Source organism: Sphingomonas horti, assembly GCF_009753715.1.
In the GTDB taxonomy this organism is placed as follows: domain Bacteria; phylum Pseudomonadota; class Alphaproteobacteria; order Sphingomonadales; family Sphingomonadaceae; genus Sphingomonas_B; species Sphingomonas_B horti.
In genome coordinates, this window is record NZ_WQMS01000006.1 from 479844 (window position 1) to 504332 (window position 24489).

Consider the following 24489-nt stretch of genomic DNA (forward strand, 5'->3'; position numbering starts at 1 on the left):
TCATTTTGTCGGCTCATAGTCCGGGAGCTTGCGGCTGCCGACCAGCGAGCCGGCGCCGCCGCGATTGAGCCGCTCCGCGACTCCGCTCAGCGCGTCGGCCATGTCGCGCAGATCGCGGACCAGCAGGCCAACTTCCGGCAACGTCTGCTTGGAGAAGGCCTGCACCCCGGGCCGCGCGTCCTTCAGCACCGCGTCGAGATTGTCCATCGAGCTGCGGGCGCGGGCGACTGTCTCGCGCAGGTCCACAAGCAGCGGCCGCCCCTGCTCGTCGAGCAGCTGGTTGGTGGTGCCGGCCAGCTTGCCGATCTGCTCGGCGGCGTCGCCCGCCTGCTTCACCGCGACCCGGGTTTCGGCCAGCGTCGCCGCAATCTCGGGCCCGCGATCGGCCAGGCTGCCGCTCAGCCGGTCGACATTCTTCAGGATGCTGGCGATCGACGCCTGGTTCTGGTCGGACAGCAGCAAGGTCAGCCGCTCGGTGAGCGTCGACAGCCGCTCGAGCAATTGCGGCGCGCTGTTGAGGAGCGCGCCCAGGCCGCCCGCCTTTGTAGGGATGACCGGCGCGCCGGCGGGTCCGATCTCCGTGATCGGCGGATTGCCCTTCTGCGCGCCTTCCAACAGCAATGTGGAGACGCCGGTGAAGCTGCCCTGGATCGTCGCGGTGGTGCCGACCAGCACCGGCACGTCGGCGCCGATCGAGATGCGGACGCGGACGAAATTGGGATCGTCCTTCCAGATCTTGATGTCGTCGACCTGGCCGACGGGCACGCCGCGATAGCTGACGCTCGATCCCTTGGCCAAGCCCTCGACCGACTGCTTGAAGAAGATGTCGTAGATCTTCTGGTCGCTGTCGGAGACGCGGGCGAGCCAGACGGTGAACACCGCCGCGGCCAGCAGCAGGATCAGCACCACCGCTCCGACCAGGACGTGGTTCGAACGGGTTTCCATCAGCGCGTCACCTCAGCTTCTTGCCGTCGTTCTTCGGTGGCGGCGGCCATCCGTCCGCGGGGCCCGTTGAAATATTCCTGAATCCACGGATGGTCCAATGCCAATAGTTCCGGGATCGTTCCAACCGCGATCACTTTCTTGTCGGCCAGCACCGCGACGCGGTCGCAGATCGCATACAGCGTGTCGAGGTCGTGGGTGATCAGGAACACGGTCAGGCCGAGCGTATCGCGCAAGCTCTTGGTCAGCTCGTCGAAATGAGCGGCGCCGATCGGATCGAGACCCGCGGTCGGCTCGTCGAGGAACAGCAATTCGGGGTCCAGCGCCAGCGCCCGGGCAATGCCGGCGCGCTTGCGCATGCCGCCCGACAGCTCGGCCGGATATTTCGGCCCTGCCTCCGGCGACAGGCCGGTCATCACGACCTTATAGGCGGAAATCTCGTCGAGCAGCTGCTGGCTGAGATCGGGGTAGAATTCCTTGAGAGGTACCTGCACGTTCTCGGCCACGGTCAGGGTCGAGAACAGCGCGCCGCCCTGGAACAGGACGCCCCAGCGCTTGCGCAGCTCGATCGAATCGGCTTCGTCGCCCCCGAGGATCGGCTCGCCGAACACCTCGATCTCGCCCGCGTCCGGCGTCTGCAGCCCGATGATCGAGCGCATCAGCACGGACTTGCCGGTGCCGGAGCCGCCGACCACGCCCAGGATCTCGCCTTTGAACACATCCAGATTGAGGTCGTCATGGACGACCTGCTCGCCGAAGCTGTTGCGCAGATGGCGGACGCGGATGACCGGATCGTCGCTCATATCCAGCCGATCCGTTCGAAGAAGACGGCGAAGAAGGCGTCGATCACGATGACCAGGAAGATCGCCTGCACCACAGCGGCGGTGGTGCGCAGGCCGACCTGCTCGGCATCGCCTTCGACCTGCATGCCCTGGAAGCAGCCGGTCAGCGCGATGATCGCGCCGAACACCGGCGCCTTAACCAGCCCGACCCAGAGGTCGGTGATCGGCACCACCTCGCGCAGCCGCGTGACGAACGTGACCGGCGGAATGTCGAGTGAGATCCAGCAGAAGATGGCGCCGCCGACGATCGCGATCACCGACGAATAGAAGCCGAGCAGCGGCATCATCACCACTGCGGCGAGCACGCGCGGCAGCACCAGCGCCTCCATCGGCGACACGCCGATCGTGCGCATGGCGTCGATTTCCTCGGTCAGCTTCATCGTGCCGATCTGGGCCGCGAAGGCGGAGCCGGAGCGGCCGGCGATCATGATCGCGGTCATCAGCACGCCCAGCTCCCGCAGCGTGATGCGGCCGATCAGGTTGATGGTCAGGAACTCCGCCCCGAATTGCTGGAGCTGCACCGCGCCCTGCTGGGCGATGACAATGCCGATCAGGAAACTCATCAGCCCGATGATGCCGAGCGCGGAGACGCCGACCACCTCGAACCGCTGGATGACGGCGTTCCAGCGGAACCGGCGCGGATGCGTCATCACCTGAAAGATCGACACCAGCATGCCGCCGAAGAAGCCGAGCAGGCCGAGCAGGGTGCGGCCGGCCTGCGACACGGCGGCGCCGATCTCTTCCAGCACGCGGACGAAGGAGGGCAGGGGCTCCGGCCGCATCCTGACCGGCTGGTCGGCACGGTCGACTTCGGCCAGCAGCCGCTCTGCGTCCTCGCTGGCGCCCTCGATTCGCGCGTCATGCTCCCGCGCAAAGCGGCGGACGATCCACGCCCCGATCGTGTCGATGCGGTCGGTGCCGCTCAGGTCGATGCTGCTGACGGGACCTTCGATCGAGCTGAGCCGGTCGGGCAGATCCCGCACCCGCGCGAGCGTCAGCGCGCCGGAGAACCGGACGACCCGTCCGCCGGCGTCACTCTCCTCGACGAAATCGGCAGGCGCATCCATCTCGTTACCAGTGCGAGATAATCCCGCCAGGGGCAAGACGTTCCCTTAGGTCCTCCCCTCGGCTGGGCCGAGGGGAGGGGGACCGCTCGCCGCAGGCGAGTGGTGGAGGGGCTGAGCGCCAAGCGCGAAGTATGGACCCCTCCGCTTCGCTCCGGCCCCTCCACCGCACTTCGTGCGGTCCTCCTCGCCTGCAAGTGCAGGGGAGGATTTCTAAACGGCCGCCAGCGCCTGCTCGAAGTCGGCGATCAGGTCGTCGGCATCCTCGACGCCGATCGAGATGCGGACGAGGTTGTCGGTGATCCCCAGCGCCTTCTTGCGCTCCTCGGGGACCGACAGGTGAGTCATGCCGGCCGGGTGCGAGGCGAGCGTCTCCGTGCCGCCCAGGCTGACCGCCAGCTTCGCGATCTTCAGCGCGTCGAGGAAGCGGAACGCCTCCGCCTCGCCGCCCTTCAGGAACAGCGAGAAGGTCGATCCGGCGCCGGTGCAGTGGCGCCTGTAGATGTCGGCCTGGCGGTCGCCCGCCAGGAAGCCGAGATAGCCGACATGCTCGACCTTGGGATGGTCGCGCAGGAAGGCGCACACCTTGGCGGCGTTTTCGCCGGCGCGGGTCATCCGCAGCTCCAGCGTCTCCAGGCTGCGGAGTAGCATCCAGGCGGTGTTCGGGTCGGTGATCGTGCCGATCGTGTTGCGCATCAGCCGGATCGGATCGATCAGCGCCTTGCGGCCGACCACGCCGCCGGCGACCAGGTCGCTATGGCCACCCGCATATTTGGTCAGCGAATAGACGACCAGGTCGGCGCCGTGCTTCAGCGGCTGCTGCCAGAGCGGGCCGAGGAAGGTGTTGTCGATCGCGATCGGCGGGGCGTCGGGGCCGTTGCCGAAGATCGCGTCGCGGCTGGCCGCGACGGCTTCGACGTCGACCAGCGCGTTGGTCGGGTTCGCCGGGCTTTCGAGGTAGATCAGCGAGACCGTGCCCTCGGCCGCCTTCTTCATCACCGCGTCGATTTCGTCGCGCGTCGCACCGGCCGGGAAATCGAGGAAGTTGACGCCGAAGCGGCCGAGGATGCGCGCGATCAGCGTCTCGGTCGCGGCATAGAGCGGGCCCGAATGGACGATCGTATCGCCGGGCTTGACTGTCGCCAGCAGCAGGGTCGCAATCGCGGACATGCCGGAGGAGAAGGTCAGCGCTTCCTCGGCATCTTCCCAGACGCTGAGGCGGTCTTCCAGGATTTCCTGGTTTGGCCCGTTGAAGCGCGAATAGACCAGGCCCTCGGCGCCGCCCGGACGCTTGCCGGTCACGCCTTCGAAATGGCGCTTGCCGGCGGCCGCATTCTCGAAGACGAAAGTCGAGGTCAGGAAGATCGGCGGCTTCAGCGACCCTTCCGACAGCATCGGATCATAGCCATGGCCCATCATCAGCGTCGCCGGCTTCAGCCGGCGGCCGCCGATCGTATCGATGTCGGGCTTCGGCTTGCGCCGCGGCGTGGCGCCGGTCAGCTGGGCTTCGGTTTCCTTTGTCATTCTTGTGCTCCAAGCGCGGGGATGAACGGCGTCTAGCCTTATCACGCGCCCGCCGTCACCCCGATCAGCGAAATCTGGCGGCCATAATCGGGCTCGTCTCGGTGCGTGGCGCGGCGGAAGCTGTAGAAGCGGCTTTCGTCGGCATAGGTATCGAGCCCGAGTGCATCGACGCGGGCGATGCCGGCGGCGGCGAGGCGGGCGGCGACATAGGCTTCGAGGTCGAAGCGGTGATGCCCGGGCCGGCCGGCGGTGAAGAAGCGCTCATTCTCCGGATCGGCCTCTTCGAACCGGCGGGCGAACGCGTCGTCGACTTCGTAGGACGCGCGGGCGATGCACGGGCCGATCGCCGCCGCGATCCGCTCGCGCCGGGCGCCGAGACGCTCCATCGCCGCAACCGTCGAATCGGTCACGTCGGCGAGCGCGCCTTTCCAGCCGGCATGCGCGGCACCGACCACGCCGGCTTCGGCATCCGCCAGCAGCACCGGCGCGCAGTCGGCGGTCAGGATGCCGAGCACCAGACCGGGCCGGTCGGTGACGATCGCGTCAGCCCGGGGCCGATCCGCTGGGTCCCACGGCTCCGCAACCACGCAGTGCGCCGAATGGACCTGATAGACCGTGACCAGCCGCGCCTCGGGCAGCACGGCGGCGACCGCGCGGCGGCGATTCTCCTCGATCGCGGCGGGATCGTCGCCGGAGCCGGTGCCGACGTTCAGGCCTGCGCAGATGCCGGTCGACACGCCGCCGCGCCGGCCGAGGAAGCCGTGCGGCACCTCGCCGAGCAGCGAGGAGCGGATGACATCGACGCTCACAGCGGCAACCGCATGATCAGGTCGCGATCGGTCTGGTTGCCGGTCTGGAACGCATAGTCGCCGATGTGCTCGAAGCCGTAGCGCTTGTAGAAGCGGAATGCGCGGTGGTTCTCTTCCCAGACCGTCAGCAGCAGTTCGTCGGCGTCGAGGTCGCGGGCGGTGCGGATCGTCCAGTCCATCAGCACCTGGGCGATGCCGACGCCCTGCCATGGCCTGGCGACATAGAGCTGGCTGAGCTGCCGCGCACGCGGGCCGAAGGTGCCTTCCGGCAGCCATGGCTCCGACAGCTTGGCATAGCCGGCGATGGAATCGCCGTCCTTCGCCAGCCGGAAGCGGTGCGCCGGGTCGGTCAGGTGCCGCAGCAGCGCGCCGTTCGGGCCATAGGCCTGGCCGAGATACAGCGCCATATCCTCAGGCGAGCAGCTGTGCCGGAACGTATCCTCCCAGCACGCCCGCGCCATCGCGTCGAGCGCCGGTCCGTCGGCGGGGGTGGCGTCCATATAGCGGATCATGCCGCGAACCCCGCCGGCTCGGGCCAGTCTCGGCCGGTCAGCGCCAGCGCCTTGAACAGCGTGCCCATCGCGTCGGGAGCGGTCAGCCGCGCAACGGCGGCGGCGATCTCCTCGCGGCGCCCGGGCGCGGACCGGGACAGCCGCTCGGCGCGGGCCCGGATGCCGAGCGCGTCCAGCAGCGCGCCCTGCCCGACGGGGCCGAAGCTCCGCGCCCCTTCCGCGCGCGCGGCCTCGGCCAGCGTCGCAAAATCGACATGGGCGGTCAGGTCCCGCTCGCCGGGCTCCTCGAACGGGTTGGCACAGGCGTGGCCGCGTACGGCCTGCAGCGTGTCGCCGATCGCGGGGCCCTCATAGCCATAATCGACGATCAGCGCCGCGCCGCCCTGGGCCGCGAGGCGAGCCCCAAGCTGCCGCGCGATCGCGGCGGACGCGGGCGAGGTCTCGATGATGCTGCCGGCGGCAGCCTCACGCAGATGGTCGGGCAGGATTGCGTCGAGCGGCGGCCCGCTCGCGACCGGCACGAACACGAGCTGCGACCAGCCGAGATGACGCTCCCGCCAGCCCTGGGCAGTGCGCACGAGCTGGCGGACGGGAAGGGCGTCGAAGAACTCGTTGGCAATGATCAGCAGCGGCTGGTCGCCGGGCAGCGTGTCGATGCCGTCATGGAAGACCGGGTCCGGAACGCGCTCGCGTTGCCGTTCGCGCAAGGTCGGGCTGGTCTCGACGAAATGCACGGCCGGCTCCAGCCCGGCGCTTTTCATCGCCCGGAGCGCGTCGGCTGCCAGCGTGCCGCGGCCGGGACCGAGCTCGACATAATGCACGCCGGGTTTGCCGGCGCGACTCCACAGGTCCGCGAGCCACAGGCCGGCCAGCTCGCCGAACATCTGGCTGATCTCGGGCGCCGTCGTGAAGTCGCCCGTCGCGCCCAGCGGATCGCGGGTCGCGTAATAGTGCCGGTTCGCGGCGGCCATGAAATGCGCGACCGGGATCGGGCCGCCGGCGATGATCGCGGCGGCGAGCGCGTCAGTGCAGGTGAGGGGGGATCGAGTCACGCCCGCCCCTTATCCGAACCGGGCTGGATTATGCCACGCTCTCCGTGCCCGCGACCGGCTCGACCCGCCGGCGGCGGCCCTTGGCGGTCAGGATCAGGTAGAGGCCGAGCAGGATCAGCGGCACGCTCAGCGTCTGGCCCATGGTCAGGCCCCAGGACAGATGCTCGAGGCCGGCATCCGGGTTACGGACCTTTTCCACGCCGAAGCGGATCACGCCATAGACCAGCGCGAAGGTGCCGACGAGCTTGCCCGGCTGGTAGCGCGCGTCCGTCTTCCAGAACAGGAACCACAGGATCGCGAACAGCAGCAAGCCCTCGCCGGCGGCTTCGTAGAGCTGGCTGGGGTGGCGCGGCACGTCGCCGCCGGTCGGGAACACGATTGCCCAGGGCACCGTCGTCGGCCGACCCCACAGCTCCCCGTTCACGAAGTTCGCGAGCCGCCCGAAGAACAGGCCGAAGGGTACGCAGCAGGCGACATAGTCGTGGACCCGCAGCCAGTTCAGGCCGTTCTTCCTGACCACATAGGTCAGGCCCAGCACCACGCCGATCAGGCCGCCATGGAAGGACATGCCGCCTTCCCACAGCTTCAGAATCTCGACCGGGTGCAGCAGCATGTCGGGCTTGTAGAACAGCACATAGCCGAGCCGGCCGCCCAGGATGATGCCCAATGTCACGTAGAACACCAGATCCTCGGCATGACGCTTCGCCATCGGCGCGCCGGGCTGGGCGAGCAGCTTGGTCAGATACCACCAGCCCGCGAAGATGCCGGCGATATAGGCGAGCGAGTACCATTTGATCTGGAAGAAGCCGAGATCGAGCGCGACCGGATCGAGCCCGAGCCGGTCGAAATGGAGATAGCCGGCGGCTTCGGCGAGAATGGGCAGGATCAAGGCTTTTCCCCAGCGATTTCGGCCTGCATAGTGGCGGCAACGATAAAGCCAAGAGGTGAGAGGAATGCCGTCAGAGCTCGACAAGCGGCTCGATGCGATCATGGACCAGCTGACCGGACCGGGCGGGCAGCTGCGGACGACGACGATCGAGCAGGACGGCGTGACCTTGCCGATGATCGCGGTCGCCCCGCCGGCGCTGCCGCAATATTTCGCCTGGTTCTGCGCGCAGCATGGCGCCGCCGAGTTCCTGGTCTGCGGCGACGAGCGGCTGACCTTTGCCCAGGTCCATGCGCAGGCACAGGCCGTCGCGAAGGCGCTGGTGACGGGCTATGGCGTGCAGAAGGGCGATCATGTCGGCATCGCCGCGCGCAACGCGCCGTCCTGGATCGTGCTCTACATGGGCATATTGATGGCGGGCGGCGTCGCCAGCCTGCTGAACGGCTGGTGGACCGGCGCGGAGCTGGCCGACGCGGTCGATGCGACCGACACAAGGCTGGTCTTCGCCGATCGGACTCGCGCGGAGCGGCTGGCCGAGGCGAAGCACGGCGCCACGGTCGTGACGCTCGACGTCGGCCGGCCGCTGGCCGAGGCGCTGGCCCCGGTGCTGGCGCGCGGCACCGGCGAGGCGACGCTGCCGGAGCTGACCGGCGACGACATCGCGACGATCCTGTTCACCTCCGGCTCGACCGGCCAGTCGAAGGGCGCGGTCTCGAACCACCGCGCCGTGGTGCAGGGGACGTTCAACTATATCGCCCAGTCGCTGATGTCGCTGCAGCTGCTGACGCAGATGGGCGAGGTCTCGGCGCTGCAGCCCGCGACCCTGCTCAACGTGCCGCTGTTCCACGTCACCGCCGAAGTGCCGGTGATGCTGCAGAGCTTCGCCATCGGCCGCAAGCTGGTGATCATGGGCAAATGGGACGCCGAAGAGGCGATGCGGCTGATGGAGAAGGAGAAGGTCACCTATTTCGTCGGCGTGCCGCTGATGAGCTTCGAGATCCTGACCCATCCGAACCGGCACAAATACGACCTGTCGACGGTCCGCGACTTCGCCGCCGGCGGCGCGCCGCGGCCGGTCGACCATGTCAAGCGGATCGAGGACGAGATGGGCGGAGCCAAGCCGCTGATCGGCTATGGCCTGACCGAGACGAACGGCGTCGGCTGCGGCAATTTCCGCGAGAACTACCTCGCCAAGCCCAACTCGACCGGCCGCGGCTCGCGCCCGCTGGTCGACCTCGCCATCCTCGACGACGCCGGCAATCCGGTGCCGCAGGGAGAGCGGGGCGAAGTCTGCATCCGATCGGTCTGCAACTTCCTGCATTACTACAACAACCCCGAAGCGACCGCGGAGGCGTTCACCGCCGACCGCTATTTCCGCTCGGGCGATATCGGCTATCTCGACGAAGACGGCTATCTGTTCATCGTCGACAGGAAGAAGGACATCATCATCCGCGGCGGCGAGAATATCAGCTGCCAGGAAGTCGAGGCCGCGCTCTACGAGAACGCGGACGTGGCCGAAGCGGCGGTGTTCGGGATCGCCGACCCGAAGTTCGGCGAAGTGCCGGCCGCGGTCGTGCACGCGGCGGACGGCCGGACGCTGACGGTCGAGGGGCTGCGCGCCTTCCTCGCCGCGCGCCTCGCCGCGTTCAAGATCCCGGACCGGATCTGGATCGTGCCCGACCCGCTGCCGCGCCTGGGCACCGAGAAGATCGACAAGGTGACGATCCGCAACCACTATCGCGCGATCGCTGCCCGGAGCGCCGCAGCCTGACCGACTCGGGCGTCTAGCCCGGAAGGTTAGGAAGGTTCGGCGCGCGGGAAAAATCCCCTCGATCAATGAAGCCGGATTGATCGATTTTGCGGATGAGAAAGAGCAGCGTGCCGGAACGAAGGTGGAACGCCTAGCACAGGCGTCGCCATGTAGGACAGCATTGTTTCGCGCGCTCGCGTCCGGCGGGCCGCCGCCTGCGGGTCCGGCCGGCGGATCGTTAGCCATTCGCCTTGACCCGACTCGCACGCGGTGAGACCCTTTTGCACCGCCTATTCCGGGCGGTTCAGAAGGGGGGTTTTCCATGCGTAAACTCGTCCTGACGGGCCTTGTGGCCGCCCTTGCCGCGCCGGCCGGCGCCTCGATCGTGTACAGCAACAATTTCGACGCTGAGAACGGCGGCAATACCGCGCTGAACTATAACGGCTTCAACGGACTGACCGTCAGCAACGGCACCGTCGACCTGGTGAGGTCCGGCGATTTCGGGATCACCTGCCCGGGCGGCACCGGCTCCTGCGTCGATCTCGACGGCAGCACCTTCGATGCCGGGCTGGTATCGAGCAACTCCTATGCGTTCAACGCCGGCGACCGCGTCGCCTTGAGCCTGGTGTTCAGCGGCAACCAGCGCAACGCACCGCCGCCTGATTCCTTCTCGATGAGCTTCAATTTCGCCGCGCCGGTCAGCGGCCAGTTCGGCTATATGTCGAGCACCCTGGGCAGCAGCATCGCGAACTTCACGAACCTGACCTCGCTGACGCTGACCGTGTCCAACATCCAGCCCAATTTCGCGTTCACCGACCTGACCTTCTTCTTCGACCCGACCAACGCCGGCAGCACGGTGTTCGGGCTGCAGGACGGCGGCAGCGACAATATCGGCGTCGTGATCGATAATCTGGTGCTGTCGGTCGGAGCGGTGCCTGAACCGTCCACCTGGGCGACGATGATCGCCGGCTTCGGCCTGGCCGGGATCGGGCTTCGCCGCCGACAGAGGGCCGCGATCGTCTGACGCGCCCACCGGCTGGCGCTCGCCGGTCGGCGGCGATCTTCGCAGAGGCTTGACGCGGGGTGGGGAGGCTCTCCACCCTCGCGCGTACGTACGTAAAGCCCAGCGAAGAGAAACCCTGTCCAACATGCAGCTTGTCATTGTCGAATCGCCGGCCAAGGCGAAAACCATCGAGAAATATCTTGGTCGCGACTACCGCGTCCTCGCGTCCTACGGCCATATCCGCGACCTGCCGCCCAAGGACGGCTCGGTCGATCCGGACAATGGCTTCGCGATGGAGTGGGAGACCTATGGCGACAAAGCCAAGCAGCTGAAGGCGATCGCCGACGAGGCGAAGAAGGCCGACCGGCTGATCCTCGCCACCGACCCGGATCGCGAAGGGGAGGCGATCAGCTGGCATGTGCAGGAAGTGCTGAAGAAGCGGAAAGCGCTGCCCAAGGAGGTCGAGCGCGTCACCTTCAACGCGATCACCAAGGGGGCCGTCACCGAGGCGATGGCGAAGCCCCGGCAACTCGATGAGGACCTGATCGACGCCTACAAGGCCAGGCGCGCGCTCGATTATCTGGTCGGCTTCACCCTGTCGCCGGTGCTGTGGCGCAAGCTGCCCGGCGCCAAGTCCGCCGGCCGCGTCCAGTCCGTGGCGCTGCGCCTGATCGTCGATCGCGAGCGCGAGATCGAGACGTTCCGGGCCCAGGAATACTGGTCCATCTTTGCCGATATGGAACAGGACGGTACCCAGTTCCAGGCGCGGCTGGTTCGCTGGAAAGGCGACAAGATCGACCGGCTGACGATCGGCAAGGCGGGCGACGCCGAGGCTGCGAAGGCCGCGGTCGAGACCGGGCGCTTCACCGTCGCCAGCGTCGAGACCAAGCCGCTGACCCGCAATCCGCCGCCGCCCTTCACCACCTCCACGCTGCAGCAGGAAGCGGCGCGCAAGCTGGGCTTTTCCGCCAGCCACACGATGCGGATCGCGCAGAATCTCTACGAGGACGGCGCGATCACCTATATGCGGACCGATGGCGTGCAGATGGACGGCAGTGCCATTTCCGCCGCCCGCGCCGCGATCGCGAACCGCTATGACGGCAGCTATGTGCCCGACAAGCCGCGCCAGTACCAGACCAAGGCCAAGAACGCGCAGGAAGCGCACGAGGCGATCCGCCCGACCGATTTCGGCCGCGATCATGCAGGCTCGGGCGACCATGGGCGGCTCTACGAGCTGATCTGGAAACGCGCGCTCGCCAGCCAGATGGCCTCGGCGCGGCTGGAGCGGACCACGGTCGAGCTGGAGGACGGCACCGGCCAGACGGCGCTGCGCGCGACCGGGCAGGTCGTGCTCTTCCCCGGCTATCTCGCGCTCTATGAGGAAGGCCGGGACGATGCGGATGATGAGGAATCCCGGCGCCTGCCGCGCCTCTCACAGGGCGATGCGCCGCTGAAGAAGGCGGTGCATGCCGAGCAGCATTTCACGCAGCCGCCGCCGCGCTTCTCCGAGGCGAGCCTGGTCAAGCGGCTGGAGGAATTGGGGATCGGCCGCCCGTCCACCTATGCGTCGATCCTGCAGGTGCTGAAGGACCGGGAGTATGTGCGGGTCGAGAAGAACCGGTTCATTCCCGAGGAAAGCGGCCGGCTGCTGACCGCGTTCCTGGAGCGGTTCTTCGAGCGTTATGTCAGCTACGACTTCACCGCGGGGCTGGAGGAGGAGCTGGACGACGTCTCCGGCGGCCGCGCGCAGTGGCAGGCGGTGCTCGATGCGTTCTGGCGCGACTTCAAGCCGAAGACCGCCCAGGTGATGGAGCAGAAGCCGTCCGACATCACCGCCGCTTTGGACGAGTTCCTTGCGCCGTTCCTGTTCCCGCCCAAAGCGGACGGGTCCGACCCGCGGCTCTGCCCCAATTGCGGGCACGGCCAGCTGGGTCTTCGCGGTGGCCGGTTCGGCGCGTTCGTCGCCTGCTCCAATTACCCGGAATGCAAATACACGCGCCGCTTCGCCCAGGGCGGCGGCGAGGAAGGCGCCAACGACAATGGCGAACTGGCCCTTGGCCAGGACCCGGCGACCGGCGCCGAGGTGTTCCGCAAGACCGGCCGCTTCGGCCCCTATGTCCAGCTCGGCGACGGCAAGGACGCGAAGCGCGCCTCGATCCCGAAGGACATCGGCGAGATCGACCTCGACTGGGCGCTCAGGCTGCTGAGCCTGCCGCGCACCATCGGCCCGCACCCGGAGACGGGCGCGCCGATCACTGCCTCGATCGGCCGGTACGGGCCCTATCTGGCGCATGAAGGCAAATATGCCCGGCTCGCCTCCACTGCCGAAGTGTTCGAGACCGGCATGAACGCGGCAGTCGCGAAGCTGGCGGACGCGGCCAGGGGCGGCGGGCGCCCGCAGCGCGGCGCCTCGCGCGAGCCGCTGCGCCTGCTCGGGCCCCACCCGCGCACCGAAGCCGAGATCAAGCTGATGGAAGGCCGGTTTGGCCCGTACGTCACCGACGGCACCACCAACGCGACGATCCCCAAGACGGTCGCCCCCGAAGCGCTGACGCTGGAGGAAGCGGCGCAATTGCTCGACGCCCGCGCGGCGGCGGGGCCGGCGAAGAAGAAGGGTCGGGGCGGGGCGAAGAAGGCGGCGGCCAAGAAGCGGGCGTGACGTGCCGGCGGAGCCTTGGTCCGAAAACGCGGACGGCCTGACGCTGACGGTCCGGGTCACGCCCAAGGCATCGCGCACAGCGATCGCCGGCATCGTTCCGCTTCCCGATGGCCGCACCGCCTTGAGTATCCGCCTTGCCGCCCCGCCTGTGGAGGGCGCCGCCAATGCCGAGCTGGCCGCCTGTCTGAGCAAGACGCTCGGCATTCCCAAGTCCGCGATTACCCTCGCCAGCGGACAGACCGCCCGCGTGAAGACGCTGCGGATATCCGGTGCGTTCGAAGCGCTCGCCGATCAGCTGCGCACGACGCTGGAACGCTGAGCCCGCAACGCCGCACGGGTTCCTCCTGCTCGGAATCGGAGATTCGGTCGACGGATCCGCTCGGCTCGATCGATCACTACGGGTCCCAAGACAGCAGCTGTTTGTGTCACATTCAACTGGAGGAATAGGCGCTTGCGCCCGCGGGCAGCGTGCGGACCCGATCGGCGACGGAAAAGCGGGTCGCCTTCCGGAACCAGAGAAGCTCCGCCAGCGGCTGGAACTCGCGTTCGACGAGTCCAAATTATCCTATGTTAGTTACTAACATTTGTGTAAAAACCCGCCCGAATCTCCTGTTCGCGGGGGTTTCGGGGGCAATTTCGACGACCAGCGTCCAGGCGGCGGGGCCGAGCTGACCGCCAGGCCGCGGCTGTCGACGGGTCGGCGTTCGGCCCAAGCTTACCGGGGGGTAAGGGGCAATGGGGAACTGGGTCGAGAAGCGATATCGGTATCTGCTTTGGTCGATCGTCGGCCTGGGAGCACTGGCGCGACTGGTCTGGATCGTGCGACGCGGCGAGTTCGATCCGATGCCCGTCGAGTCGCAGCAGGTCGCGGTTACCCTGGTGCGCGAGGGGCGCTTCGCCGATCCTTTCCTGGCCGTGACAGGCGCGACTGCCCATGTCGGGCCGGCGACCGTCTGGCCGACCGCGATCGCCTATCGGCTGTTCGGGATCGAGACGCCGCTGGCCGAGGTCGCGCTGCAGCTGGTCGCAGTGCTGCTCAGCATGTCGTGCGTCCTGCTGGCCGCGCGGCTTATGCGTGCAGCGGGAGCCGGCGCCGTCGCGTGCCTTGGAGCAGCGGCACTCGCCTGCTTCGTGCCATTGCAGATCTCGATCGAGATCGTGGAGATGCGGGTGTGGGAAGGCATGCTGGCGGCGTGCCTGTTGCTGTTCGCGCTGGGTCTCATCATCGAAGCGGACAAGGCGATTCCGAGCGGGAAGCGCCTCGCAGCGATCGGTGCGATCGTCGCGCTTTGCCTGTTCGTGAACCAGGCGGCCGGATTGGGCGCGGGAGGCGCGTTTGCGCTGCTGCTCGTGCGGCGCGTCCCGCCACGCCGCTGGGTGGCGCCGGTGCTCGGGTTTGTCGTCGCGCTGACGCTGACGGCGGGGCCCTGGGCCATGCGCAATGCGCAGGAGCTGGGCCGGCCGATCCCGTTCCGCGACAATCTGGGCCTGGAGCTCGCGCTCGCCAACAACGACTATATGGCGCGGACCGACGATCGCCATCGCACCTTTATGGAGATGCTGGACCGCATTCATCCGATGAAGCCGGCCGGGCTGGCCGCACTGCGCCGGTCCGGCGGCGAGGTCGCCTATTACGACCAGCTCAAGGAGCAGGTGATCGGCTGGATCGGAACGCATCCGGCCGATTTCGCGCGCCTTAGCCTGGTCCGCGCATCCGACATCTTCTTCCCGCCGGCCTGGTACTGGACCTTCTGGGGGGAAGGCGCGAAGGCCGTCGGTCCGCGGCAGGCTCTGACCTGGGCGATTTCAGCCCTGGCCCTGCTGTCGTTGGCGACCCTGGCCTGGCGGCGACGATCGCATGCCTATGTCGCGGTGGCGCTGCCGCTGGCGATGCTGCCCTATGTTCTCGTCCAGCCGGTGTTCCGTTACCGCTATCTGATCGCGACGCTGCTCGTGTTCGTCGCCTGTGACGGCCTGATGCGACTGATCGCCTGGCTGCGGAGCCGGCCCGCGATGCGCATCGGGCTGCGGGACGAGCTGGTGGCGGCGGAATGACAGGGCGTCGCAGTCAGCGGCTTCCGCACGCCTTGCACGTCGGCTCTTTCGGGATGCGGATGGTGCGGAGCGTCGCAGTGATGCCGTCGAAGACATGGACCTTGCCCGCAGGGTCCGGGCCGAAGCCGGTGATCGCGCGCACCGCCTCCATCGCCGCCCAGCTGCCGACCAGGCCGGCCATCGCGCCCAGCACGCCCTGTTCGGCGCAGGTGTCGCAATCATCGGCGTCGAAGGCATCGCCGACGAAGCAGCGATAACAGGGCTGGTCCGCTTCCCAGCCGCGGAACGTGCCGATCTGCCCCTGGAACTGGCCCAGCGCACCGGAGACGAGGGGAAGGCGCGCGCGCGTGCAATGATCCGCCACCGCCAGCCGGGTCGCGAAATTGTCGCAGCCGTCGAGCACCAGGTCGACATCGCCGATCAGCGCGCCGGCATTGGCCGCCGTCAGTCGCTCCGCCACCCCCGCGAAGCCGACGGCGGGGTTGAGGCGGGCGACCGCTTCGCCAGCGACCTCGACCTTGGGCCGGCCGATATCGCCGGTCCCGAACAGGGTCTGGCGCTGGAGGTTGGAAAGGCTGACCGCGTCATCGTCGATCACCCGGAGCCCGCCGATGCCGGCAGCGGCGAGATACTGGATCGCAGGACAGCCGATCCCGCCCGCGCCGATCACGGCAACCTGCGCCCGCGCGAGCTTCACCTGCCCCGCGCCGCCGATCTCCTTCAGCACGATGTGGCGGGCGTAGCGGTCGAGCTGTTCGTCGGTGAGGGTCAACGGATCGGAATATCGTCGAAGGATACCGGCGGATTCTCGATCACGTTCCACCCAGGCGGGTCGATCGGGAACGTGTCTTCGGCGAAGCCTGTCTCCGCCACCGCCTCGACCCGGGCCTGCCGATACGCTTCTGCCCGGATTTCCTCCAGATGCTGCTTCAGTCCCGGATTTCGATCGAGACGACGCCGATACCGCCTGTGGTGCTCTCGAATGGTGTTGAACCATGACCGGGAACGAAAGGCCGGCTGGTACTCCCATTTCAGCAAGTGAAGGAGAAGGACACGAAGCGCAGACTCGACCTGATCATACTCGCTTCGCCCCACGCTCTCGATCTCCTCGATGATCTTGTCCCAGTCGGCGGCATCGAAGCGGCGCTCGCGAAGAAGCTGGGCCTGCGCCATCGCCCAGCCATAGCCGTCCAGCTCGTAGGGCGGGAAGGCAGGCGCGAACGGCGGCTCGGGGTGAGTGGGCTTGTTCATGGGCTCTCTTTACCACGCACCCCGGTCGAGCCGAACCCCCCGGCGCCGCGTCCGGTCTCGTCGAGCTCGTCCACCTCCGCGAAGCGGGCGCGCTGGACCGGGGCGGGGACGAGCTGGGCGATGCGGTCGCCGCGGCGGATCGGGAACGGCTCGGCGCCCAGATTTGCAAGGATCACCTTCACCTCGCCGCGATAGTCCGCATCGATCGTCCCGGGGGTGTTGAGGCACGTGATGCCGTGCTTCAGCGCCAGCCCGGAGCGGGGGCGGACCTGGACTTCGTAGCCTTCCGGAATGGCGATCGCGAAGCCGGTCGCGACCGCGTGGCGGGCGCCGGGCGCGAGCGTCAGCTCCTCGGCCGCGACCACGTCCATGCCGGCGGCGTGCTCGGTGGCGTAGGCGGGGAGCGGCAGGCCCTCCCCGTGCGGCAGACGCTTCAGGCGGATCGCGATCTCAGGCGAGGGCATCGGCGATCCTGTCGGCGAGCCGGGCGGCGACCTGGTCCTTCGGCATCTGCTCCCAATCCTCCACGCCGGCTTCGGTGACGAGGTGCACGCGATTGTCCGCGCCGCCCATCACGTCGCCGGACACATCGTTGGCGACGATCCAGTCGGCGCCCTTGCGCGCGCGCTTCGCTGTCGCGTTGGCGATCACGTCGTCGGTTTCGGCCGCAAAGCCCACGACCAGCGCCGGGCGGCGGGGATCGGCGGCCAGACCGGCCAGGATGTCGGGGTTTTCGGCGAAGGAAAGGGACGGAGGGGTGCCCTGCTTCTTGATCTTGGACCCGCTCGGCTCGACCCGCCAGTCGGCGACGGCGGCGACCAGTATGGCGGCGTCGGCGGGCAGCGCGGTATCGATGGCGGCGGCCATATCGCGCGCGGTCTCGACATCAATCCGGGTGACGCCGGCGGGCGTGGGCAGAGTTACCGGACCGCTGACCAGCGTCACGCGTGCGCCGAGATAGGCGAGGGCGGCGGCGATCGCGAAGCCCTGCTTTCCCGACGACCGGTTGGCGATGTAGCGCACCGGGTCTATCGGCTCGTGCGTGGGACCGGCGGTGACCAGGACGTGGCGCCCACTCAACCTTCCGCTCGTCCCGAGCGATGCCTGTATGTTCCTGAGAATAGCTTCCGGCTCCGGCAACCGTCCGGGCCCGAACTCGCCGCAGGCCATCGGCCCTTCGTCCGGCTCCAGCACGGTCACGCCATCGGCGCGCAGCCGCTCGACGTTGCGGCGGGTGGCGGCGTGCTGCCACATGCGCACGTTCATCGCGGGCGCGGCGAGGACGGGCTTGTCGGTCGCGAGCAGCAGCGTGGTGGCGAGATCGTCGGCGATGCCGGCGGCCATCCGGGCGAGCAGGTCGGCGGTCGCGGGCGCCACCACCACCAGGTCCGCCTCGCGGCTGAGCTGGATGTGCCCCATCTCGGCCTCATCCTTGAGGTCCCAGAGGCTGGTGTGCACCGCCTGTTCGGAGAGTGCGGCAAGCGTCATCGGCGTCACAAACTGCGCCCCGCCGTCGGTCAGCACGCAACGCACGCTCATACCCGCCTTGCGGATCAGCCGCACCAGCTCGCACGCCTTGTAGGCCGCGATGCCGCCGCCGACGATCAGAAGGATGCGCGCCTGCATCACTGCGAACGTCGCCCGATTTCTGTGGCACAGACCGACTTGAGGTGGTTGAGGCGCTCAGTCGCCGCCCTCCACACCAGCGCAGCCTCAAGAGTGGAATAGTCATGCGCGATGATATTGCGCATCGCGTAGATGCCAGGATGGCGCTCCCGAAGAGCTGCTGACAGCTTGTTCGACGTTTCCCCAATGGCGGAAAGACGAAAAGCCGTAAGATCGATCTCGTCTTTGTCGTTCAGAAATTCGGCTTCGGATTTTGACCCGAGGCGTCGCTCCACATGCGCGATCAGCTCCAGGATCAATTCGCACCGGTCGAGATCGGTCGCGTCGGACGATTTCACTAGAAAACTCGTACCATCTCGGGTTCGACACGTTCGCGCACGCGTGGGCGCAGCGCCGACCGAGGAACGAAATCGACATTGAGACCCAAGGCATCCGAAAGCCGAACTTGAATGTCGGCCTGGTCGAGAAGGCTGAAGTGGGGCGCATCCCCCAGGTCGAAAAGGAGGTCGACATCGGAATCAGGGCCGGCTTCGCCACGTGCAACCGACCCGAAGAGATAAAGCGCACGGATGCCTTCCAACCGCAAAGGCCGTTCGAAGGACTTCAGCCGGCGAAGGACTTCCTCCCTGGTCATCGGACTAAAATAGCCATGCGCCCGCAAGAATTCCAATGGCCGCGGCGGCGAGGCCGATGCCCGCATAGCGCCAGCCATGGCCGCGGCCGAGCACGTTGACGTCGACCAAGGGCGGCGGGGGCGGGGCGGCGCCGGGCCTCGGCATCTGATGATCGAGGCGGCGGATCAGGTCCGGGATCAGCGCCAGCGTGCGGCCGAACTCGACGAGGCGGTCGGCCGCCCAGGCCTCGGGCCCGATTTCGGTCCTGATCCATTCCTTCACGAACGGACCGGCCGTCTCCCACATGTTGATGTCGGGATCGAGCGTCTGGGCGACGCCTTCGACCATCACCATCGTCTTCTGCAGCAGCAGCAGGTGCGGCTGGGTGGGCATGTCGAAGTCGCGGGTGATCGCGAACAGGCCGTCCAGCATGTTGCCGATCGAGATGTCCTTGACCGGTAGGCCGCGGATCGGCTCACCGACGGCGCGCAGCGCAGTCGTGAACTCGGCGAGGTTGTGGTGCGCCGGCACATAGCCCGCCTCGAAATGGATTTCGGCGACGCGCTCGTAATTGCCGGTGATCAGGCCGTAGAGGATTTCCGCCAGCCACATGCGTGCGCGGCGGTCGATCCGGCCCATGATACCGAAATCGATGGCGACGATCGTCCCGTCCGGCCGCACCAGCAGGTTTCCCTGGTGCATGTCGGCGTGGAAGAAGCCCTCGGAGATCGCCTGGCGCAGGAAGGCGCGGACCAGGCGTGCCGCCAGCGCCTTCACATCGTGGCCGGCGGCGATCAGCTCGTCGCGGCGCGAGACCTTGATGCCGTCGATCCACTCCAGCGTCATCACCCGCCGGGCGGTGCGCTGCCAGTCGATCGACGGCACGCAATAGCCAGGCTCCGCCTCCATGCCCTCGGCCAGCTCGGAGGCAGAGGCCGCCTCGCGCCGGAGGTCGAGCTCCCGCATCGTCCATTGCTTGAAGGTGGCGATGACGAGGCGCGGGCGAAGCCGCTGCAGCTCGGCACCCAGCGCTTCCGCCTGCGCGGCCGCCCATTCATAGGTGTCGAGCGCCTTGGCGAACTCCTCCTCGACGCCGGGGCGGAGCACCTTGACGGCGACTTCGCGGCCGTCGCTGGTGACGGCGCGGTGAACCTGCGCGATCGAGGCGGCGCCGATCGGCTCCGGGTCGATCGACCGGAACAGCTCCTCGACCGGCTTGCCGAGCGCCTGCTCGATCGCCTTGCGGACCTCCTCGAACGGCGCGGGCGGCAGATTGTCCTGCAGGCGCAGCAGGTCGGCGGCCGCTTCCGGGCCGACCAGGTCGGGCCGCGTGGCGAGCGCCTGGCCGAACTTGATCGCGGCCGGCCCCAGCGCCTCGAACGCATGCGCATATTCGGGAATGCGGGGAATGCGGGCGCCGAAACGGGCAAGCCTGACCAGCCGGCGCACGGCGGGCGGCGTCAACGGATCGCGCTCGACGCCGCGCAGAGCGCCATGACGCGCGAGCGTGCGGCCCCATTTCAGCAGCCGGAACAGGTGGGTCGCGGTGGAGGCCAACTAGATCTTCCAGCCCGAATGGATCGCGACCAGCCCGCCAAGCATCGGCTCGACCTTCGTCCGCACGAACCCGGCCTCGCCGATCATCCGCTCGAACGCCGGCATGTCGGGGAAGCGGCGGATCGATTCGATCAGGTAGCGGTAGCTGTCCTCATCATCGGCGATCAGCTTGCCGACCTTGGGCACGATCCGGTGCGAGTAGAAGTCGTAGACTTCGGCAAAGCCCGGCCACAAGGTCGTCGAGAATTCGAGGCAGAAGAAGCGGCCGCCGCGGCGGAGCACGCGGTGCGCCTCGCCGAGCGCGGCCGGGATGTCGGTCACGTTCCGGATGCCGAACGCGATGGTGTAGGCGTCGAAGAAGCGATCGGGGAAGGTCAGGCTGTCGGCGTTCGCCTCGCTCCATACCAATGTGTCCAGGCCGCGCGCTTCGGCCCGGCCCATGCCGACCTCGAGCATCTCGGGGTTGATGTCGGCGACGGTCACGCGCGCGCCGCACCGCGCCAGGCGGAAGGCGATGTCGCCGGTGCCGCCGGCCATGTCGAGAATCTCCTCGCCCTCACGCGGTTTCACGCGGCGGACGAAGCGGTCCTTCCACAGCCGGTGCATGCCGGCCGACATGGCGTCGTTCATGACGTCGTAGCGGCGCGCGACGTTCGAGAAGACGGCGCCGACGCGGCGGGTCTTTTCCTCTGGGGCGACCTCTTGGTAACCGAAGGAGACTGTTTCGGACATGAGGCGGTGCACTAGCGAAGGGTTGTGGACCTAGCAAACGCCGCGTAGCTGCATCCGGTGCCCGAGCTCCCCGAAGTCGAAACCACCGTCCGCGGGCTGCGGCCCGTCCTTGAAGGACAGACGCTCTGGCACGTGGAGGCGCGGCGCCCGGACCTGCGCTTCGCGTTCCCGCCCGACCTGCGCCAGCGACTGACCGGCGCGCGTGTGACGGGCCTCGGCCGGCGCGCCAAATACGGGCTGGTCGACACCGATCGCGGCGACACGATGATCTTCCATCTCGGCATGTCCGGGCGCTGGCGGCTGGACCCCGAGACGATCGGGACGCACGACCATCTGGTGCTGGAGACGGGGGCGGGACGACGGCTCGCGCTCAACGATCCGCGCCGGTTCGGTTCGGTCGACCTGTTCCCGACGGCCGACCTGCCAGCTTATCCCGTCTTCGCCGCGATGGGACCGGAGCCGCTCGGGCCGGACTTCACGCACGGATATCTGGCCGCGGCGCTGGAAGGGCGAAGCGCGGCGATCAAGGCGCTGCTGCTCGACCAGCGGATCGTCGCGGGCCTGGGCAACATCTATGTCTGCGAGGCGCTGCACATGGCCGGCATCGCGCCGACCCGCGCCGGCGGCCGCATCGCGCGCAAGCGGCTGGACGCGCTGGTGCCGGCGATCCGCGCGGTGCTGGAAGCGGCGATCGAGGCCGGTGGCTCGACCTTGCGCGACTATGCCCGGCCGAGCGGGGAGCTCGGCTATTTCGCGAAGCAGTGGCGCGTCTATGGCCGCGAGGGACAGCCATGCCTGTGCGGCGCACCGGTCAGGCGCCGGGTCGATGGCGGCCGCTCGACCTTCTACTGCGCGGCATGCCAGCGCTGACGATCACGCGTCGATCGCTTCCTCGTCGAGGCGGGAGGCATTTTCCTGGATGAACTGGAAGCGGTGTTCCGGGTTGCGGCCCATCAGCCGGTCGACCAGGTCGCGGACACCGGCGCGCTCTTCATAATCCTGGGGCAGGGTGATGCGGATCAGGCTGCGCGTCTTCGGGTCCATCGTGGTTTCGCGGAGCTGCTGCGGGTTCATCTCGCCCAGGCCCTTGAAGCGGCCGACCTCGACCCTCTTGCCCTTGAACTCGGTCGCTTCCAGCTCGGCGCGGTGGGCGTCATCGCGGGCGTAAAGGCTCTTGCCGCCCGCAGTCAGGCGGTAGAGCGGCGGCTGGGCGAGGTAGAGGTGGCCGCGGCGGACGATGTCGGGCATTTCCTGGAAGAAGAAGGTCATCAGCAAAGTCGCGATATGGGCGCCGTCCACGTCCGCGTCGGTCATGATGACGATGCGTTCGTAGCGGAGCGCATCGGGCGAGCATTTGTCGCGCGTGCCGCAGCCCAGGGCCTGGATCAGGTCCGCGATCTCGTTGTTCGCGCGGATCTTGTCGGCGGTGGCGGAGGCGACGTTCAGGATCTTGCCGCGGATCGGCAGGATCGCCTGAGTCTTGCGGTCGCGCGCCTGCTTGGCCGAGCCGCCGGCCGAATCGCCCTCGACGATGAACAGCTCGGTGCCGGCGGAATCGCTCGCCGCGCAGTCGGTGAGCTTGCCGGGCAGGCGGAGCTTGCGCGCGCCGGTCGCGGTCTTGCGCCGCACCTCGCGCTCAGCCTTGCGGCGCAACCGCTCGTCCATCCGGTCCATGACGAAGCCGAGCAGCGCCTTGCCCCGCTCCATCCGGTCGGCGAGGAAATGATCGAAATGGTCGCGGATGGCGTTCTCGACGAGCCGGGCCGCTTCGGGGCTGGTCAGCCGGTCCTTGGTCTGGCTCTGGAATTGCGGGTCGCGGATGAAGACGGACAGCATCAGCTCGGCGCCGGTGACGATGTCGTCGGCCGAGATGTCCTTCGCCTTCTTCTGCCCGGTCAGCTCGCCGAAGGCGCGGATGCCCTTGGTCAGTGCAGCGCGGAGCCCCTGTTCATGCGTGCCGCCGTCGGGCGTCGGGATGGTGTTGCAATACCAGCTGTAGCTGCCCTCGCTCCATAGCGGCCAGGCGACCGCCCATTCGACGCGGCCCTGACCGTCGGGAAATTCCTGCGCGCCGGTGAAGAACTCGGTGGTCGCACATTCGCGCTCGCCGATCTGCTCCTTCAGATGGTCGGCGAGGCCGCCGGGGAACTGGAACACGGCTTCGGCGGGGATGCCCGCCTCGACGATCAGCTCCGGCGCGCATTTCCAGCGGATTTCGACCCCGGCGAACAAATAGGCCTTGGACCGGGCGAGGCGGTAGAGGCGTGCCGGGCGGAACCGCAGCTCATCGCCGAAAATCTCCGGGTCCGGCACGAAAGTGACGGTGGTGCCGCGGCGGTTCGGCACCGCGCCGAGCTCCTCGAGCGGGCCGAGCGTCACGCCACGGGCGAAGCGCTGGCGGTAGAGCGACTTGTTGCGCGCGACCTCGACTGTCGTCTCGGCCGATAGCGCGTTGACGACGCTGACGCCGACGCCGTGCAGGCCGCCCGACGTCGCATAAGCCTTGCCCGCGAATTTGCCGCCCGAATGGAGCATCGACATGATGACTTCCAGCGCCGACTTGTCCGGATATTTGGGATGCGGATCGACCGGCATGCCGCGGCCATTGTCCGCGATGGTGATCCGGTTGCCGGGCTCCAGCGTCACCTCGATCCGCGTCGCGAAGCCGGCGACCGCCTCGTCCATCGCATTGTCGAGCACTTCGGCGGCGAGGTGATGCAGCGCCCGCTCGTCGGTGCCGCCCACATACATGCCGGGCCGCCGCCTGACCGGCTCCAGCCCTTCCAGCACCTCGATCGAGGACGCGTCATAGTCGGTGGAAATCGCGGCATTGGAAGCAAACAGGTCGGACATGGAGCAAGGCTATAGAGGGACGAGGGGCGAGTGCGAAACCCGGCAATGGCCGACAGGCGCGCGCATGTTGGGGATAAGGCAGGCGTCCGCCGGATGCGCCGAACAGGCCGCCGGGCGCGAAAGGTTAGGAAGGTTCGGCGCGCGGGAAAAATTCCGTCGATCAATCGCGGCCGAATGATCGACCGGATCAATCAATGCCGACAAGCGAGGGCGGGACGAATCGTTCATTCTTCTGCGAACATATCAGGAACATGGGAATGTAGGACAGCGATTTGAATGTCAGGAAACGCGGCGGAGGGGCACGACGTTTTCCAGCGCCTCCAGCCTGTCGGCGAGGGAGCGATTGCAGGCTTCGTAGGCGGGGACGAAGGCTTGCTCGATCTGCTCGTCGGTGAAGCGCCAGGGGATCAGGCCGGACAGCGTCTCGCTGTGGAACAGGCGCGTGCCGCCGGCTTCGTGGCAGAGCTCGAACAGGTGATCGCCGGTGAAAAGCAGCGGGACATGGCCGCGCCAGCCGAGCGCGCGTCCCCGTTCGGCGCGGGTGATGGTGACGGTCTGGCGGATCGTGGTGCCGGGCCGCGCCGGATTGGCGAAGCGCATCGCCACCCGCTCGCCGACATAGGCCTGGCCGTCCGCTTCCAGGTTCAGCGGGTTCCAGTCGCGATAATGCGCGAAATCGGCGAGCACCGTCCACACGCGCTCCGGCGCATGCGGCAAGTGGATCGACGTCAGGATGCGCTTCGGCATGCCCCATCGAT

Annotated in this window: 24 protein-coding genes; 6 read left to right on the forward strand and 18 right to left on the reverse strand. The window is 67.8% G+C overall.

The features are described 5' to 3' along the window. From GON01_RS05965 to lgt, 8 genes are all read right to left on the reverse strand, one after another. Window positions 1-945 carry an MlaD family protein gene (locus tag GON01_RS05965; protein WP_157026416.1) on the reverse strand — a complete coding sequence of 315 codons (945 nt, stop codon included), beginning with the start codon at window positions 943-945 and terminating at the stop codon, window positions 1-3. After that, complete coding sequence (locus GON01_RS05970) at window positions 945-1745, reverse strand: ABC transporter ATP-binding protein (RefSeq protein ID WP_157026417.1); 801 nt, start codon at window positions 1743-1745, stop codon at window positions 945-947. Before GON01_RS05970 ends, GON01_RS05965 begins: the two co-directional genes overlap by 1 nt. Then, complete coding sequence (locus tag GON01_RS05975) at window positions 1742-2851, reverse strand: ABC transporter permease (RefSeq protein ID WP_157026418.1); 1110 nt, start codon at window positions 2849-2851, stop codon at window positions 1742-1744. Before GON01_RS05975 ends, GON01_RS05970 begins: the two co-directional genes overlap by 4 nt. 210 nt (window positions 2852-3061) lie before the next feature. Then, window positions 3062-4372 (reverse strand): cystathionine gamma-synthase family protein, encoded by a 1311-nt coding sequence (locus GON01_RS05980; protein ID WP_157026419.1) that lies wholly within the window; start codon window positions 4370-4372, stop codon window positions 3062-3064. 41 nt (window positions 4373-4413) lie between these two features. Next, window positions 4414-5181 (reverse strand): peptidoglycan editing factor PgeF, encoded by a 768-nt coding sequence (gene pgeF / locus GON01_RS05985; protein ID WP_181599923.1) that lies wholly within the window; start codon window positions 5179-5181, stop codon window positions 4414-4416. After that, window positions 5178-5693: a GNAT family N-acetyltransferase gene (locus GON01_RS05990; RefSeq protein WP_157026420.1), complete on the reverse strand. Its 516-nt coding sequence runs from the start codon at window positions 5691-5693 to the stop codon at window positions 5178-5180. The genes pgeF and GON01_RS05990 overlap by 4 nt, the downstream gene beginning before the upstream one ends. After that, on the reverse strand, window positions 5690-6745 hold the full coding sequence (locus GON01_RS05995) for a class I SAM-dependent methyltransferase (protein ID WP_408640899.1): 1056 nt from the start codon (window positions 6743-6745) through the stop codon (window positions 5690-5692). Before GON01_RS05995 ends, GON01_RS05990 begins: the two co-directional genes overlap by 4 nt. A 28-nt stretch (window positions 6746-6773) precedes the next feature. Further along, window positions 6774-7634, reverse strand: coding sequence for a prolipoprotein diacylglyceryl transferase (gene lgt, locus GON01_RS06000; protein ID WP_232328673.1), 861 nt, complete (start codon window positions 7632-7634; stop codon window positions 6774-6776). Between the two features lie 64 nt (window positions 7635-7698). Here lgt and GON01_RS06005 point away from each other — a divergent pair, with 64 nt between their 5' ends. From GON01_RS06005 to GON01_RS06025, 5 genes are all read left to right on the forward strand, one after another. Next, window positions 7699-9402 carry a class I adenylate-forming enzyme family protein gene (locus GON01_RS06005; protein ID WP_157026422.1) on the forward strand — a complete coding sequence of 568 codons (1704 nt, stop codon included), beginning with the start codon at window positions 7699-7701 and terminating at the stop codon, window positions 9400-9402. A gap of 301 nt (window positions 9403-9703) precedes the next feature. Further along, the gene (locus GON01_RS16890) at window positions 9704-10405 is read left to right on the forward strand and encodes a PEPxxWA-CTERM sorting domain-containing protein (RefSeq protein WP_157026423.1); all 702 of its coding nucleotides are present in this window, start codon (window positions 9704-9706) and stop codon (window positions 10403-10405) included. A 124-nt stretch (window positions 10406-10529) separates the two neighbouring features. After that, window positions 10530-13043 carry a type I DNA topoisomerase gene (topA, locus tag GON01_RS06015; RefSeq protein ID WP_157026424.1) on the forward strand — a complete coding sequence of 838 codons (2514 nt, stop codon included), beginning with the start codon at window positions 10530-10532 and terminating at the stop codon, window positions 13041-13043. A gap of 1 nt (window position 13044) precedes the next feature. Next, window positions 13045-13362, forward strand: a complete 318-nt coding sequence (locus GON01_RS06020; protein ID WP_181599924.1) for a DUF167 domain-containing protein — start codon at window positions 13045-13047, stop codon at window positions 13360-13362. Between the two features lie 416 nt (window positions 13363-13778). Next, on the forward strand, window positions 13779-15098 hold the full coding sequence (locus tag GON01_RS06025) for a hypothetical protein (protein ID WP_157026425.1): 1320 nt from the start codon (window positions 13779-13781) through the stop codon (window positions 15096-15098). 13 nt (window positions 15099-15111) lie between these two features. On the opposite strand, the gene GON01_RS06030 is transcribed toward GON01_RS06025, so the two are convergent. Genes GON01_RS06030 through GON01_RS06065 form a run of 8 tightly spaced genes read right to left on the reverse strand, consistent with a single transcriptional unit; the run spans window position 15112 to window position 20878 of the window. Further along, the gene (locus GON01_RS06030; protein ID WP_157026426.1) at window positions 15112-15870 is read right to left on the reverse strand and encodes a HesA/MoeB/ThiF family protein; all 759 of its coding nucleotides are present in this window, start codon (window positions 15868-15870) and stop codon (window positions 15112-15114) included. Beyond that, on the reverse strand, window positions 15867-16349 hold the full coding sequence (locus tag GON01_RS06035; RefSeq protein ID WP_157026427.1) for a DUF29 domain-containing protein: 483 nt from the start codon (window positions 16347-16349) through the stop codon (window positions 15867-15869). Before GON01_RS06035 ends, GON01_RS06030 begins: the two co-directional genes overlap by 4 nt. Next, window positions 16346-16813, reverse strand: coding sequence for a dUTP diphosphatase (dut, locus tag GON01_RS06040; protein ID WP_157026428.1), 468 nt, complete (start codon window positions 16811-16813; stop codon window positions 16346-16348). The genes GON01_RS06035 and dut overlap by 4 nt, the downstream gene beginning before the upstream one ends. After that, window positions 16800-17975, reverse strand: a complete 1176-nt coding sequence (gene coaBC, locus GON01_RS06045; RefSeq protein ID WP_157026510.1) for a bifunctional phosphopantothenoylcysteine decarboxylase/phosphopantothenate--cysteine ligase CoaBC — start codon at window positions 17973-17975, stop codon at window positions 16800-16802. Before coaBC ends, dut begins: the two co-directional genes overlap by 14 nt. Beyond that, on the reverse strand, window positions 17975-18313 hold the full coding sequence (locus tag GON01_RS06050; RefSeq protein ID WP_181599925.1) for a HepT-like ribonuclease domain-containing protein: 339 nt from the start codon (window positions 18311-18313) through the stop codon (window positions 17975-17977). The genes coaBC and GON01_RS06050 overlap by 1 nt, the downstream gene beginning before the upstream one ends. Further along, window positions 18313-18609: a nucleotidyltransferase family protein gene (locus GON01_RS06055; protein ID WP_181599926.1), complete on the reverse strand. Its 297-nt coding sequence runs from the start codon at window positions 18607-18609 to the stop codon at window positions 18313-18315. Before GON01_RS06055 ends, GON01_RS06050 begins: the two co-directional genes overlap by 1 nt. A gap of 4 nt (window positions 18610-18613) precedes the next feature. Beyond that, the gene (gene ubiB / locus GON01_RS06060; RefSeq protein WP_157026430.1) at window positions 18614-20146 is read right to left on the reverse strand and encodes a 2-polyprenylphenol 6-hydroxylase; all 1533 of its coding nucleotides are present in this window, start codon (window positions 20144-20146) and stop codon (window positions 18614-18616) included. Next, window positions 20147-20878 (reverse strand): class I SAM-dependent methyltransferase, encoded by a 732-nt coding sequence (locus tag GON01_RS06065; protein ID WP_157026431.1) that lies wholly within the window; start codon window positions 20876-20878, stop codon window positions 20147-20149. A 57-nt stretch (window positions 20879-20935) separates the two neighbouring features. Here GON01_RS06065 and mutM point away from each other — a divergent pair, with 57 nt between their 5' ends. Further along, a complete protein-coding gene (gene mutM / locus GON01_RS06070) occupies window positions 20936-21748 on the forward strand; it encodes a bifunctional DNA-formamidopyrimidine glycosylase/DNA-(apurinic or apyrimidinic site) lyase (RefSeq protein ID WP_181599927.1) in 813 nt (270 codons plus the stop codon). Between the two features lie 3 nt (window positions 21749-21751). On the opposite strand, the gene parE is transcribed toward mutM, so the two are convergent. Both parE and GON01_RS06080 read right to left on the reverse strand, forming a co-directional pair. Then, complete coding sequence (gene parE, locus GON01_RS06075; protein WP_157026433.1) at window positions 21752-23731, reverse strand: DNA topoisomerase IV subunit B; 1980 nt, start codon at window positions 23729-23731, stop codon at window positions 21752-21754. Between the two features lie 279 nt (window positions 23732-24010). Further along, the gene (locus GON01_RS06080) at window positions 24011-24478 is read right to left on the reverse strand and encodes an SRPBCC domain-containing protein (protein ID WP_157026434.1); all 468 of its coding nucleotides are present in this window, start codon (window positions 24476-24478) and stop codon (window positions 24011-24013) included. Window positions 24479-24489 lie beyond the last annotated feature (11 nt).

Bases quoted from the DNA above. Each gene is read 5' to 3' on its own strand.
- coaBC (WP_157026510.1), bottom strand. From the start codon at position 17,975: ATGCAGGCGCGCATCCTTCTGATCGTCGGCGGCGGCATCGCGGCCTAC.
- GON01_RS05990 (WP_157026420.1), bottom strand. From the start codon at position 5,693: ATGATCCGCTATATGGACGCCACCCCCGCCGACGGACCGGCGCTCGAC.
- GON01_RS06025 (WP_157026425.1), top strand. From the start codon at position 13,779: ATGGGGAACTGGGTCGAGAAGCGATATCGGTATCTGCTTTGGTCGATC.
- dut (WP_157026428.1), bottom strand. From the start codon at position 16,813: ATGCCCTCGCCTGAGATCGCGATCCGCCTGAAGCGTCTGCCGCACGGG.
- GON01_RS06035 (WP_157026427.1), bottom strand. From the start codon at position 16,349: ATGAACAAGCCCACTCACCCCGAGCCGCCGTTCGCGCCTGCCTTCCCG.
- topA (WP_157026424.1), top strand. From the start codon at position 10,530: ATGCAGCTTGTCATTGTCGAATCGCCGGCCAAGGCGAAAACCATCGAG.
- GON01_RS06005 (WP_157026422.1), top strand. From the start codon at position 7,699: ATGCCGTCAGAGCTCGACAAGCGGCTCGATGCGATCATGGACCAGCTG.
- GON01_RS05965 (WP_157026416.1), bottom strand. From the start codon at position 945: ATGGAAACCCGTTCGAACCACGTCCTGGTCGGAGCGGTGGTGCTGATC.
- GON01_RS06080 (WP_157026434.1), bottom strand. From the start codon at position 24,478: ATGCCGAAGCGCATCCTGACGTCGATCCACTTGCCGCATGCGCCGGAG.
- GON01_RS06055 (WP_181599926.1), bottom strand. From the start codon at position 18,609: ATGACCAGGGAGGAAGTCCTTCGCCGGCTGAAGTCCTTCGAACGGCCT.
- GON01_RS16890 (WP_157026423.1), top strand. From the start codon at position 9,704: ATGCGTAAACTCGTCCTGACGGGCCTTGTGGCCGCCCTTGCCGCGCCG.
- GON01_RS05980 (WP_157026419.1), bottom strand. From the start codon at position 4,372: ATGACAAAGGAAACCGAAGCCCAGCTGACCGGCGCCACGCCGCGGCGC.
- GON01_RS05970 (WP_157026417.1), bottom strand. From the start codon at position 1,745: ATGAGCGACGATCCGGTCATCCGCGTCCGCCATCTGCGCAACAGCTTC.
- parE (WP_157026433.1), bottom strand. From the start codon at position 23,731: ATGTCCGACCTGTTTGCTTCCAATGCCGCGATTTCCACCGACTATGAC.
- GON01_RS05975 (WP_157026418.1), bottom strand. From the start codon at position 2,851: ATGGATGCGCCTGCCGATTTCGTCGAGGAGAGTGACGCCGGCGGACGG.
- GON01_RS06065 (WP_157026431.1), bottom strand. From the start codon at position 20,878: ATGTCCGAAACAGTCTCCTTCGGTTACCAAGAGGTCGCCCCAGAGGAA.